General features: G+C 44.4%; 14 protein-coding genes and 1 rRNA gene. 14 read left to right on the top strand and 1 reads right to left on the bottom strand.

What is annotated here, in order from left to right:
- Nucleotides 1-21 precede the first annotated feature (21 nt).
- Nucleotides 22-138 (top strand): 5S ribosomal RNA (gene rrf / locus M3636_RS27790).
- Between the two features lie 215 nt (nucleotides 139-353).
- Nucleotides 354-791 (top strand): hypothetical protein, encoded by a 438-nt coding sequence (locus M3636_RS27785; protein ID WP_251384645.1) that lies wholly within the window; start codon nucleotides 354-356, stop codon nucleotides 789-791.
- Nucleotides 792-1,491: 700 nt separating this feature from the next.
- Here the strand turns inward: M3636_RS27785 and M3636_RS27780 are convergent.
- Complete coding sequence (locus M3636_RS27780; RefSeq protein ID WP_128099746.1) at nucleotides 1,492-2,016, bottom strand: hypothetical protein; 525 nt, start codon at nucleotides 2,014-2,016, stop codon at nucleotides 1,492-1,494.
- A gap of 496 nt (nucleotides 2,017-2,512) precedes the next feature.
- Here M3636_RS27780 and M3636_RS27775 point away from each other — a divergent pair, with 496 nt between their 5' ends.
- The 12 genes from M3636_RS27775 (at nucleotide 2,513) to rsmI (ending at nucleotide 12,702) form a co-directional block, all read left to right on the top strand.
- Nucleotides 2,513-2,698 (top strand): sigma factor G inhibitor Gin, encoded by a 186-nt coding sequence (locus tag M3636_RS27775; protein ID WP_128099747.1) that lies wholly within the window; start codon nucleotides 2,513-2,515, stop codon nucleotides 2,696-2,698.
- A gap of 378 nt (nucleotides 2,699-3,076) precedes the next feature.
- On the top strand, nucleotides 3,077-4,921 hold the full coding sequence (locus tag M3636_RS27770; RefSeq protein WP_251384644.1) for an aminotransferase class I/II-fold pyridoxal phosphate-dependent enzyme: 1,845 nt from the start codon (nucleotides 3,077-3,079) through the stop codon (nucleotides 4,919-4,921).
- Between the two features lie 464 nt (nucleotides 4,922-5,385).
- Nucleotides 5,386-5,727 carry a CidA/LrgA family protein gene (locus M3636_RS27765; RefSeq protein WP_251384643.1) on the top strand — a complete coding sequence of 114 codons (342 nt, stop codon included), beginning with the start codon at nucleotides 5,386-5,388 and terminating at the stop codon, nucleotides 5,725-5,727.
- A complete protein-coding gene (locus M3636_RS27760) occupies nucleotides 5,703-6,398 on the top strand; it encodes an LrgB family protein (protein ID WP_251384642.1) in 696 nt (231 codons plus the stop codon). Before M3636_RS27765 ends, M3636_RS27760 begins: the two co-directional genes overlap by 25 nt.
- Nucleotides 6,399-6,774: 376 nt before the next feature.
- Nucleotides 6,775-7,422, top strand: a complete 648-nt coding sequence (gene tmk / locus M3636_RS27755) for a dTMP kinase (protein ID WP_128099749.1) — start codon at nucleotides 6,775-6,777, stop codon at nucleotides 7,420-7,422.
- Between the two features lie 60 nt (nucleotides 7,423-7,482).
- Nucleotides 7,483-7,812: a cyclic-di-AMP receptor gene (locus M3636_RS27750; protein ID WP_056697375.1), complete on the top strand. Its 330-nt coding sequence runs from the start codon at nucleotides 7,483-7,485 to the stop codon at nucleotides 7,810-7,812.
- A gap of 388 nt (nucleotides 7,813-8,200) precedes the next feature.
- Nucleotides 8,201-8,644, top strand: coding sequence for a YaaR family protein (locus M3636_RS27745; protein WP_128099750.1), 444 nt, complete (start codon nucleotides 8,201-8,203; stop codon nucleotides 8,642-8,644).
- 9 nt (nucleotides 8,645-8,653) lie between these two features.
- A complete protein-coding gene (gene holB, locus M3636_RS27740; RefSeq protein WP_128099751.1) occupies nucleotides 8,654-9,625 on the top strand; it encodes a DNA polymerase III subunit delta' in 972 nt (323 codons plus the stop codon).
- A 115-nt stretch (nucleotides 9,626-9,740) separates the two neighbouring features.
- Nucleotides 9,741-10,541 carry a PSP1 domain-containing protein gene (locus M3636_RS27735; protein WP_056697383.1) on the top strand — a complete coding sequence of 267 codons (801 nt, stop codon included), beginning with the start codon at nucleotides 9,741-9,743 and terminating at the stop codon, nucleotides 10,539-10,541.
- A gap of 28 nt (nucleotides 10,542-10,569) precedes the next feature.
- Complete coding sequence (gene yabA, locus M3636_RS27730) at nucleotides 10,570-10,938, top strand: DNA replication initiation control protein YabA (RefSeq protein WP_056697385.1); 369 nt, start codon at nucleotides 10,570-10,572, stop codon at nucleotides 10,936-10,938.
- A gap of 102 nt (nucleotides 10,939-11,040) precedes the next feature.
- Nucleotides 11,041-11,820, top strand: a complete 780-nt coding sequence (locus M3636_RS27725; RefSeq protein ID WP_128099752.1) for a tRNA1(Val) (adenine(37)-N6)-methyltransferase — start codon at nucleotides 11,041-11,043, stop codon at nucleotides 11,818-11,820.
- A complete protein-coding gene (gene rsmI / locus M3636_RS27720; protein WP_128099753.1) occupies nucleotides 11,821-12,702 on the top strand; it encodes a 16S rRNA (cytidine(1402)-2'-O)-methyltransferase in 882 nt (293 codons plus the stop codon). It abuts the gene before it with no gap.
- The last annotated feature ends 121 nt before the right edge of the window (nucleotides 12,703-12,823 follow it).

Genomic DNA, 12,823 nt, shown 5'->3' with positions numbered 1-12,823 from the left:
CTCTGAGATGTAAGCTACGCGTTTGGTGGCGATGGCGGAGGGGTTCCACACGTACCCATCCCGAACACGACCGTTAAGCCCTCTAGCGCCGATGGTACTTGGACCGCAGGGTCCTGGGAGAGTAGGATGCCGCCAAGCAAAGAACCACTGCCGATGTTATTCGGTGGTGGTTTTTATTTGTTTATTGGCCTTTTCTGAAAATATGATATCGTTTTGACATTTTCTAACGAAAAGAAGGTAACAGTTTTGTTACGGAAAGAAAGCATAAAACCAGTATAATAGGACTATGTTAATTATGCTAAAAGTACCTCAACACAGAGCTGGAATGTGCAGCTGTGAAAAGGAGGGTGTGTGTGTTAAGTCGGCGAAGACTCGGACTATGTTCATTTCTTATGATCTGCATGTTGGTTATACTAACCGCTTGCGGTGAAACAGGAGTCGCATGGACTTCTTATGAAGGAGCGGTTAATGAAAAAGGATTCCCCGTTCCCAAGGTAGCCAATAAATCTGACCAATCTGAAGGTAATTCAGATATGGATTATGTTCGATATACATTGTCTGGTATTAGTGAAAGCACAAGCTTGCCTGAAGTATATCTAAACGAAATCAAAAATTGGGGCTGGACAGAGGAGCTGGCTAAGAGTAATTCCAATACCTCAAGTTCCCTACGTGTATTTGCTAAAGAGGGACATATCGTACAGTTAGCTGTGCATGATGGATTCTTTACGCTAATGGTTCCAAAGAATGATACAGCTCAAACGACTGTAAAATCATTGGATGACGAGGACTAGCGATGTCCGTGCATGATCATGAAGTAGTTTAGATTGATGAGTTCAAGCCTATATACAAAAGCACTCGTTACATTGACGGGTGCTTTTTTGTTTGCATGTAATGGATTTTATTTTGGTGTGAGAAGATGCAGTTGATCATTTGCTATCCAATAACCTCATAATTGAACGGAAAAGCCTAATGACGATTAGCGATCTGCTCACGACTAAGACTAAGGTAGCCAATGGGGAATTAAGCGCAGATGGGGTAGTGGAAGACAGAAGCATTAAGGTAAAGCGTATCACGGATATTTAAGGAATAGAGAGGTACAGAAGCCGAGCAAGTGCGGTGTCGGTCATATGTAGCCTAGGTCATAAAGGTCATGAGTTTTGACGTCCATTCTCACTTTCCTCCGGTTTGACCTAGGCAGTCCCCTTAGATCGAGGAGAAGAGTGAGCGACAAAGTAGCTAGAGGGCAGGATGATATGAAGCAAAATTGAAACTAAATGTTGGGGATAACTCTGATGGATTGTACCCAGCGTGTGGATAAAGGAGAAGTTAGGCGAAATAAACAAAGGTTATCCACTGTGGATAACCTTTGTTGCTATGTTGGTTGATGTATTGATCTTGAACATGAAATAAAGTAGAAGGAAAAGAGTGAATTAGCAAAGCAATATGTAGTACTAAAAGGGATGGTTCTCAATCGGAATGAGACCGGATTCATTATTGAAGATAATAAGAAACATCTTGATTAGTCAATTTGATCAGACCATCTTTGCGTTCTCTGGAAAGAAACAAAATTACATATAAACGAGGGACAAGCAGCCAGATATGCCAGAATATTAACGCAAACGAAAAAGATAGCGGTGACCAGATCAGACATACTGTGATGATGCATAGGCCAATCCAGCAAATATTAAAGTGTACGCGAACAAACATACGGTAGCTGAAATGCTGGTCAGGGATATACCCAAGCCAAGGCATACGGAGGCTCCAGCGCCAGCGTTTGGTGTAAGAGCTACGCACTAGAAGGAGTATCGTTCTAGCGATGACATAGTGAATCCAAATTGTAATGGGGCCTGCCAGTACAAAAGATAAGAGACCCATCCAGGAGAATGCGAGTAGATTAAAAAATAGCATGATAACAGGCAAGCAGAGATAGCTGTAGATGACACTACGAGCGATGACCTTTTTTTTCAGAAGCCGGTATTGATAGAATGTAGCTTTATTCTCCGGTTCGGCGACCATACGTGGACAAATCCTCCTTCAGGGATCACGTTGATGTGCAAGATGCTTCAATCTAGATGTGGTGTGAGTCCTTATGCTTATATGAACCTTGTAAGTCATGATGAGATGATGTACAAGATGTTTAACCTTAGCGAGTCTAGAATCAATTATACTCTCGATGAGACAGACTGTCAGTTTCCAATGGTGATGTATTATATATCGGCTGTAAATCAAAGATTTTTTAAGATAATAGAATATTAGTTTTGGAGTGTATCCTAATGGGTGGTATTTATCGTTTAAATCGTAAGCATATCGACTATGTAATCCAGAATAAGTTTGTAGAACAGGCATGAATAGACGTTTTCTAAAGTGATGATGATGTTTATTATAGGTACAGACACCCAAGAGGGGAGAAGTGAATATATATATTTTGTAAAAGAAATGCACTATGAAAAGGTTTAAAATAATAGAAACTGTGCAATACTGATAGTAAACGTAAAACAAGGTGGGATGGTTGATGGAAGGACACGCCGAACACACATGTATCATATGCGAGCAACGTAAACGAGACGGCATTTTTATTGTATCCGAATTTATATGTGATACTTGTGAAGCTGAAATGGTTCATACCGATGCACAGGATGCAAAGTACAACTATTTTGTCCATCAGATGAAGCAAATATGGGTGCAAAAGAACGCTTAAAGACAACATACAATATATAGGTGTAGGTATGATCGAGACCCCGTGAGGGTCTTTTTTCTGTGTGTTCAAGGGTATGAAGGAGATCGTCTTGAGTACGGTAAAAAGGGATATGCTAAAATGGAGATTGAATTAGGAAATGAATTGGTTCAACGGACGGAGGGTCATTGGTGTAAGAGCTACAACTAGAAGGAGTATCGTTCTGGAGAAGACATAGCGAACCCAAATTGTATTTGGGCTTGTAGAGGAATACCGTTAAATTGATATTTTATCGTATATCATATAGGAAGAGTTATGAAGTCAGTGTTAATTTGAAACTGAAAAGAATGATGGACTAGTACTAGGTTTATTAAAATACTGAGCATATGGGAAGGGTAAGATATGGAATTGGAATCACATCGTGCACCGTTGTATGAAGCATTACTCGCATATCGGAACTCTGGACAACGTTCATTTCATGTACCCGGACACAAAAATGGACAAGTATATCGAGCTGTATTGCAAAAGGAAGAACATGCACATTCTGATGATCAAGCTGCAAAGTACAATGAGAGCCATTTAGGGAGAGAGCCGTTAGAGCAATCACAAGTAGATATAGTAGAGGGAGAGCATGTTGTTGCTGCCTATAAAAGACAGAAGTCTCCACAAGATACTACGCTATGGGAAGAGAAGCATCAGGAGAGGCAGTCCCAGTCTAATGTTGTACCTACGAGAGCATTTCTAGAGATGATGCGTATGGATGTGACGGAGATCTCGGGTACGGATGATTTACATCATCCGGAGGGGGTTATTTTGGAGGCACAGCAGTTGGCAGCGGATTGTTATGGTGCTGAAGAAAGTTTCTTTTTAGTTGGGGGGAGTACAGCTGGTAATCTATCATTGCTCTTAACCGTGTGTGATGAGCCGGGAAGTATCGTGCTGGTACAACGTAATGTACACAAGTCCGTTATCCATGGGCTGATGCTGGCCGGTGCCAAGGCTGTATTCATGGAGCCTTGGGTTGATCCTACGTCTGGACTTGCCGTTATGCCGTCTGTTAAGACGGTACAAGCTGCTGTCCAGGCATATCCTGATGCAAAGGGACTATTTGTCACGTTGCCTAACTATTATGGGATGGGCGCTGATCTATCACCCATTGCCCGTATTTGCCACGAGGCCGGCATGCCGCTGCTCGTGGATGAAGCGCATGGCGCGCATTATGGACAGCATCCGGAGCTGCCTGCATCTGCACTGTCCTGCGGAGCGGACGGTGTAGTGCAGTCTACACATAAGATGCTGTCTGCCTTCACCATGGGAGCCATGCTGCACGTTCAGGGAACACGGATTAACCGTTCCCTGCTGCGCCAGCGACTGGCCATGGTGCAGAGCTCAAGCCCATCATACCCTGTGATGGCTTCGCTCGATCTTGCGCGCCGGCTCCTGCATGTGCAGGGCGCGCAGACCTTCACGGCGGGGCTCGCCGCCGTGCACACCTTCAAGCGCGGCCTCGCGGAGCTGCCGCGCTTCCAACTGCTGCAGCCTGCGGCGCTGCAGCAGCAAGGGCTGTCAGCCGAAGTAGAGCCGGCTGACCAAACCGCCCATGCATCTGCTGCACAGCCAGAGCAGATGCATGGGCAAGCGGCGGCGGCAGAGCTAGGCCACGCCGCCGCAGGATACACCGCTCAGGATCCATTCAAGGCCGTCATTTATGACGGGTTAGGAATACTGAGCGGTTATGGCTTGCAGCAGCAGCTTGAAGCGCGCGGCTGCATACCCGAGATGAGCGACGAACGGTACGTCGTCTTGCTCTTCAGCTTGGGCTCTACAGAGGAGGATGCCCATCATGTGTTACAGGCTTTGCAGGACATCAGCTTAGCTTCTGCTGCTGAGAACGGTTCGCTCTCGTCTGAGGGCTCAGAGGAGCATATGAGAGAAGAGAAGCACTACATTTCCACGTGGAACAATTTTCAAGAAAAGGTGTCTCACTCGGAGCCAATCCCATTTTCACTCCAGCCCATCAGAGAAGAGCACACCATAGAAGTAACTATTAATGAATGTGCTGGATGCCGTTCTGCAGAGATGGTTATTCCATACCCTCCAGGCATTCCTCTCGTATATCCTGGGGAGCGTATCAGCCCAACGATCCTTGCGCGTATACAGCTTCTGCGGGATGAGGGAGCCAAGTTCCATGGTGTAGCGGACGCTTCTCTGCAAACGATGAAGGTAATGAAGGACAAACAAAAGTAGGCGATCCAGCTGTCTCGCAACGCTCTAAAGCCAACTCGCGTAACGCTTTAATGGACGCATAGCCACCAAAATCTTGGTGAAACTTATTTTAGCCACAGAAGATGAAACGGCATAGAGGTGCCAAGTATTTTTGTTTCAATAAATGGGTGATAGAAATGGGAACCAACGCTATTAGCTAGAAGTTTAAAGTTCTACCCTTGAACTACCCTTCGAGGTGGACTTCTGGGACATATAACTTGTTATCCGCAGGGGAGACTTAACGTTAGAGCGATGACCTTGGTTTAGGGAATAGAACAGCTATTTATACCGATACCGCTGGGCGATTATAATATTAATTTTTCCACAGAGAGTTATTTATTTTAGGTAAAGAGAAAGAAGGTACACCGTTGGGTATTCCGCTAAAAAAATATATAGGAATAGTCCTACAAGTCATATGTATGTATGGCTTCTATTGGATAGGAAACATGATTCAAACCATACTCAATCTACCGCTTACGGGTAGCATTATAGGAATGTTAGTTTTGTTCATTGTCATTCAACTAGGCTGGATCAAAATCAGCTGGGGTGAAGAAGGCTCATCCTGGCTTCAATCCAATCTACAATTGTTATTTGTTCCACCAACCGTCGGTATTATCAATCATTTCGATTTCTTCCGAGCCAATACCATCTTACTTGTCCTCGGTTTAATCGTAAGCACACTAATCACCTGTCTGTTATCTGCTCTGACTAGTCATTGGATTGTAGCCTGGCGAGCAAAGTATCAGCGTAAGGAGGAGCTCTCATGTCATCCATCCTCCTTGGACTAGGAATGATTATATTGACGATTGTGATGTATGCGGGAGCGACATATGTGTATCGCCGATTGAAGTGGCCTATTGTGATGCCTGTTCTAACGACAACGGCTGTCCTTGTTCTAATTTTGGTTATAACAGATATCTCGCTAGATACGTATATGCTTGGGGGGCAATGGATTCAGGAACTGCTCGGACCAGCTGTTGTTTCCTTGGCGTTCCCTTTATCCAAACATATCCATATGTTAAAAAAGAATATCTTCCCCGTTATAGGTGGCACTATTATAGGTAGCATTACAGGCATGTTTTCAGGTGCATCGGTTGCAATCCTGCTAGGGTATCCGAAAGAGATGGTTATCGCCATTTTACCCAAATCCGTAACTACACCTGTTGCCATTCAACTTGCTGATCAAGTTGGCGGGAACTCCTCTTTTACTTCACTGTTTGTGATGATTGCAGGTTTCTCGGGAATATTACTTGGGCCAATGCTATTAAGGTGGGCAAAAATAAAGAGCAGCCATGCCTATGGGGTTGGTCTAGGGTCAGCATCTCATGCCCTTGGGATGGCCAGATCTTTCGAGTATGGAGAGAATGCTGTGGCATTAAGCTCTGTTTCGATGATCATGAGTGCGATTATTGGTTCCATGCTGCTTCCGCTCTGGGTATGGGTGCTCTACGGTATCTGAGGTGTACCACTTGAAAAATCTAAGAGGTTGTCCTTTTTGAACATGATTATAAGGGAATTGCTGACCATCAGCCGTCGATCATGTATAGTAATATAAATAGAGCTTGTACCAAAGTAGACAGTGAGGGTTCTGTGTACATGGGCATACACCTTCAGGTGGGCTGCTTCATAATCTGGAGTATAGAGCCCATTGTACAGCATGATAAATTCAGCTATGTGAATTCAACTAACGGCGATCTTCATGAATTGCTGTCTCAAGAGAGGAAGTCGTAGAAGATATTTAGCTGAGCTTATACAGAGCATACTTATTACACAATACGCATTACTCATGATCACACAATTAGACGCAATAATCGATATAGAAAGCAGGGAAGCATATGCAGGGCAGAGGTAAATTCATTACGCTAGAAGGGGGAGAGGGTTCCGGAAAAACAACGATGATCAGCAGGTTAGGTTCTTACTTGGAAGAAAAGGGTATACCATTGCTAGTTACTCGTGAACCTGGTGGGATTGAAATTGCTGAGAAAATACGTGCCATCATCCTTGACCCTTCTCATACGTCAATGGATGCAAGAACCGAAGCGCTGCTCTATGCGGCTGCACGTAGTCAACACTTGGCAGAGAAAGTTGAGCCAGCACTCAAGGCAGACAAAATGGTCATCTGCGATCGATTTGTTGATAGCAGTCTGACTTATCAAGGGTATGCTCGCGGACTTGGCATGGATCAAGTATGGGCCATTAATCAATTCGCAATCGGTGATCTGATGCCGGATGTGACACTTTATCTGGATATTGAACCCGAAAAGGGTCTTGCACGGATCGATGCTCATGCTGGACGTGAGGTAAATCGTCTAGACTTGGAAAGTCTGGAGTTTCATCGAAAGGTACGTGAAGGTTATTTCCTTCTAAAAGAACAATTTCCGGAGAGAATTCAGATCATTGATGCTTCTCTTACGCCAGATGAGGTTTTCGCTTCAATCATTTTGTCGCTTAAGACAGGGATTTTGAAGGATTTTGACGAGTAATTGTCTAATATATAAACATGGCATTTATGAAGTGCTTATTATTGAAGGAGGTTATGCAGGATGAAACTAATTGTTGCGATTATACAGGATAAAGACAGCAACCGATTATCCAGCGCCCTGGTTAAAGCGAACTATAGAGCTACGAAGCTGGCCAGTACCGGTGGGTTTTTGAAGGCAGGCAACACGACGTTTATGATCGGTGTCGATGATGGTCAGGTCGAATCCGTAATGAACGTCATTCGCAGCAGTTGTAAGGTTCGTGAACAGCTCGTAACGCCAGTTACGCCAATGAGTGGTACAACCGACTCTTACCTGCCGCTACCTGTTGAAGTTCAAGTCGGTGGAGCAACCGTATTTGTTCTGCCAGTTGATCGTTTTGAACACTTCTAAGCGATTAAGCAATCTCCATTGAGCCTGGAATGATTCATACAAAAAGGCTTTATTTCTCAAGGTCGTAATTTCCAAAAGTTACGTCCTCTTGAGATTCAACAATCGACGTTCTTCGTCCAAGGAAAATAATCCACATTAGTGTGTGTTCAAAAACCTTCTGAACAACCTCTTCTACAGGACGGCTCTTCTTGGACGAAGGCTGACTATTCTAGAATTGCACAAATGGTACATGATGGTGATTTTTTTCTACCATTATATATAGAGGTTTATACAGCTCATATACAGGTTGATTTCACGCACAGGCGCAATGCGCACTGTGCTGATGGGCGATTGACCTACTGAGAACGGATTTTTATAACACGTATTATAATAGAAAGCAGGCGTATCCATGAAAATCAATCCTGGGTTCCGGCCAATGCAGAGCGGTATCAGTTCTTCCGATTCCAGCTCCAAGCCGGTTCAATCCAAAAATTTCTCCGATATGATGAATCACCAGGGTGAACGAGCTTCACAGGCTGAATTGAACCGTAGATTAAGTGAAATTCAAATGCAGGGTGACCGATTGGCTCGATCCATGACGATCCGCGAACTCAAAGCCTATAAGCAGCTCGTAAAGAGGTTTTTGGAGGAGACGGTACGTCGCGGTGTTTCTATGAAAGAAACCCGGGGATGGGATCGCAGAGGACGGGGCAAACGGTATAAATTGATTGATGAGGTCGATGCAGCCCTGTTATTAATGGCGGATGAACTGCTTGAGACCGAGGATGGAAAAATTACACTGCTTCAACAAGTCGGTGAAATTCGGGGAATGCTTATTAATTTAAGCTTCTGAGGAGGAAGTATGTCTTTTCAACAAATTATGGGTCAGCAGGCAGCGAAGCAGATGTTACAGAGTAGCTTAAGGCGTAAGGCGATCAGCCATGCATATTTGTTCAGTGGGCCATCGGGCAGCGGGCAATTGCAGACAGCGATTACGTTTGCCAAGGCTATATTCTGTACAGAGCTAGAGGATGATGCCTGCGGTCAATGTTTAGAATGTAGAAAGGTAGAGCATGGTAATCATCCTGAACTAACTATGCTTGCTCCGGATGGAAATAACATCAAAATTGATCAAATTCGGGATTTACAGCGTATTTTCTCTTATCGTTCAGAGGCTGGACATCCTAAAGTGTACATTATAGAGCAAGCTGAAAAGATGACGGTCCAGGCGGCCAATAGTTTGCTGAAGTTTCTAGAAGAGCCTCAGGTGCCTGCAGTAGGCATTCTGATTACCGATAACGGGCAGGCAATGCTACCAACCATTCGTTCTCGTGCGCAACTCGTTCCATTTAACGCGCTTATTCCGGAAGAAATGCTGCAAATATTGATTTCGGAAGGACATCCGGCTAATCTAGCTCGTTCTGCAGTCCATTTAGCGTCAGGTTTGGAAGCATGTAGAGAAATTCTCCAGCAGAATTGGTTTGCAGAAATTAGAAACGTAATGTTACAATTAGGGAAGGAGTCCCTGGGTAGAGGAAGTACATCTTTGATCTCTGCACAGCAGAAGCTTTTCAAAACCGGACTCTCAGAACATCTGGATATGCTGCTTAGTCTATTCCACTTATGGTTTAGAGATATGCTTTATATTCAGTACGGTAGGCATGAACATATCGTTTTTATAGATCAGTTGGACATGCTGTCTCAATTGGCTCGAACCCGCAGTACAGATCAGTGGGTCTCCTATATGGATTCGGCCGCGGCATGTAGAAAAAAATTGCGTTTCAATGTCAATGGCCAGCTTTGTCTGGAGCAATTTTTGATCGGTTTGGCATAAGACTGGGAGAGGACAGGTTGTTCCAATCATATGCGAACGGTTATAACTTCGGGGGGTTCCTTAAGAAGATAGGGCTTCAGACGAAGTGGGATTGGCTTACAAGGGGGTTAATTTTTTGTATAGTGTAGTGGGTGTCCGTTTCAAAAAAGCGGGCAAAATTTATTACTTCGATCCCCTGGACCTTCCCATTGAGAAAGAAAACTGCGTTATCGTGGAGACAGCGCGGGGGGTAGAGTACGGTAAGGTTGTAGTTGGTAAGAAGGAAGTAGGCGAGTCCGATGTGGTATTGCCGCTGAAGAAAGTCATCCGCGTAGCAGGTGAGACAGATGCTCGTGTGGTAGATGAGAACAAGCGTGCAGCCAAAGAAGCATTCGGTACTTGTTTAAATAAAATCAAAGACCATGGCCTCAAAATGAAGCTGGTCGATGTGGAATTTACGTTTGATCGCAATAAAATTATTTTTTATTTTACAGCTGAAGGAAGAGTTGATTTCCGAGAGCTGGTCAAGGATCTAGCCAGCATTTTTCGAACACGGATTGAGCTTCGTCAGATTGGCGTTCGAGATGAGGCGAAGATGCTTGGAGGAATCGGACCTTGCGGCCGTGTGTTATGCTGTTCTTCCTGGCTGGGAGACTTTGAGCCGGTATCAATCAAGATGGCTAAAGATCAGAGCCTGTCACTGAATCCGACGAAAATTTCCGGGTTGTGCGGAAGACTCATGTGCTGTCTGAAGTTTGAGCATGATAACTACGAAAGTGTGAGAGAAGAACTTCCGGCTGTAGGCAAATTGGTCGTCACCTCAATGGGTGAAGGAAAAGTTGTCGGAATCAATGCCGGTAATCGCACAGTCCATGTTCAACTGTTCGACATCAGTAAAGTCAAAGAACTTCCGCTGGATGACGTCGTTATCAAGTAAACCATAAAGGTTGCTTCGGGGTGGAAACTTGGAAAAGAAAAATCTGTTTACGCACATTCATGAAATGGAAACCCAATTGGGTCAGTTGCACAGTGATTTAGGTGAGTTGAAAATGATTGTCAAAGAGCTGCTTGAGGATAATCAGCGGCTTACGATTGAGAATGAGCAGTTGCGTAAACTGCTCAAGCGTGAAGCTCCAGCTGATCTGCCCGCTGCTTCTGCACTAGCTCCGATTGCAAGACCCGCAGGGCCGGCTACCGGAGAAGATGTTGTAGGTGAAGGGTATGATAACTTAGCTCGGTTGTATCACGAAGGCTTCCATATCTGCAATGTCTATTATGGACATTTACGTACGGAAGGCGATTGTCTGTTCTGCCTGTCTTTTCTTAATAAATGAAGTGACCGTAGGGAAGATACCCTACGGTTTTTTTTAAGGTTAAAATATTTTAAGGTTAAAGAATGTAACGAAGCATAGCTTACCGGAGGATGAGTGCATCATATGACAGAAAATTCAGTAATGTTACAGGAGTCAGAGCGAATTGATGACTTGCTCTCTCACGATCTAAAGATTATTCAAAGTGACGAAGTGTTTAGCTTTTCCATGGATGCTGTGTTGTTAGCGAGATTTGCCTCTGTTCCTAAACGTGGTCGGGTGCTTGATCTATGTACAGGTAACGGGGTAGTTCCGATTTTATTAACGACACGCACACAGGCTAATTTGGAGGCAATTGAGATTCAGCCACGATTAGCAGATATGGCAAGACGTAGTGTGCAACTCAATGGACTGGGCGAGTCGATCACCATCCATGAAGGGGATTTGCGCGAGCTTGTCAAAGTGACTGGACATGCAGCTTACGATGCAATAACGGTTAACCCACCTTACATGCCACTGAATGGCAGTGATCTGAAGATGAATACTCATCAAGCTATGGCACGCCACGAGATCGGATGTACATTGGAAGAAGTGATTCAAGCGTGTAGTAGACTGCTTCGTAATGGCGGAAAAGTGTCGATGGTTCATCGTCCTCAGCGTATTGCCGAGATCATTTCTCTCATGCGGGAATACAAACTGGAACCCAAACGGATTCGAATGGTTCATCCTCGCTCACATCTAGAAGCAAATATGGTATTAATAGAAGCTTCTAAGGATGGAAAGCCAGAAGTAAGGATGCTTCCACCACTCATTGTGTACAATGAAGAGGGAACCTACTGTGAAGAGATTATGGATATCTACTATGGCTCACAAAACAAATCGCACCCCGTGGAAGGAGGGCTATAGATGACATTGAACGTTCAGAAAAGCTATGTAGATCGAACGGAAGGCTCAGGAAATTTATATTTGGTCGGAACCCCAATTGGTAACCTGGACGATATGACCTTCAGAGCGATCAACACATTGAAGGAATGTGACATCATCGCGGCCGAGGATACGAGACAGACAAGAAAGCTCTTAACCCATTTTGATATTACACCTTCCATGCTGTTTAGTTACCATGAGCATAATAAGGCCGCAAGCGGGCCTGAACTGATACGCTATATAATAGAAGGAAAAAATTTGGCACTCGTCAGTGATGCAGGTTTACCGGCTATTTCTGACCCTGGTTCTGACCTAGTACAGCTTGCCATTGAAGCTGGAATTCGTGTCATTCCGATCCCAGGACCGAATGCAGCATTGTCTGCTCTGATTGTGTCGGGGCTACCGACAGAACGATTCACCTTTGGTGGTTTCCTGCCGCGAGAGAAAAAGGATATGCGAAAAGTGCTGGAGGCTTTTGACGAATCAAACGGCACTTTGTTGTTTTATGAGTCACCTCACCGCATTCGTAAAACACTATCCTATTTGGAAGAGATCTTGGGTGATCGTCCTGTAGTTTTGGCTCGAGAATTGACTAAGCGCCATGAGGAGTTTGCAAGAGGTAGCATCCGAGAATGTATCGAATGGCTCGAAGAGCATCCACCACTTGGAGAGTACTGTCTTCTGGTTGATGGGATCAAGGAGCATGAACGGAAAGCAGAACGTGAAGCATGGTGGCAACAGCTTTCATTGGAAGAGCATGTAGCCCATTATGAGTCCGAGGGTCTAGGTCGTAAGGATGCGATGAAGAAAACGGGTACAGATCGAGGGTTAACGAAAAGAGACGTGTATAACGCTTTATTATAAATCCAGCCAAATATATGTATCGAGTGACATAAAAAAAACCTTAAAGCAACCTTAATTGGAAACTTAAAGAAATATTAAAACGGAGATGCGGTGGAAAAAAATTTTATAAATGAATCAATGG

The sequence above is a fragment of the Paenibacillus sp. MER 99-2 genome, assembly GCF_023714095.1.
Classification (GTDB): Bacteria; Bacillota; Bacilli; order Paenibacillales; family Paenibacillaceae; genus Paenibacillus.
The sequence above is the reverse complement of the archived record's forward strand: the minus strand, read 5'-3'. Positions and strand labels throughout refer to the sequence as shown.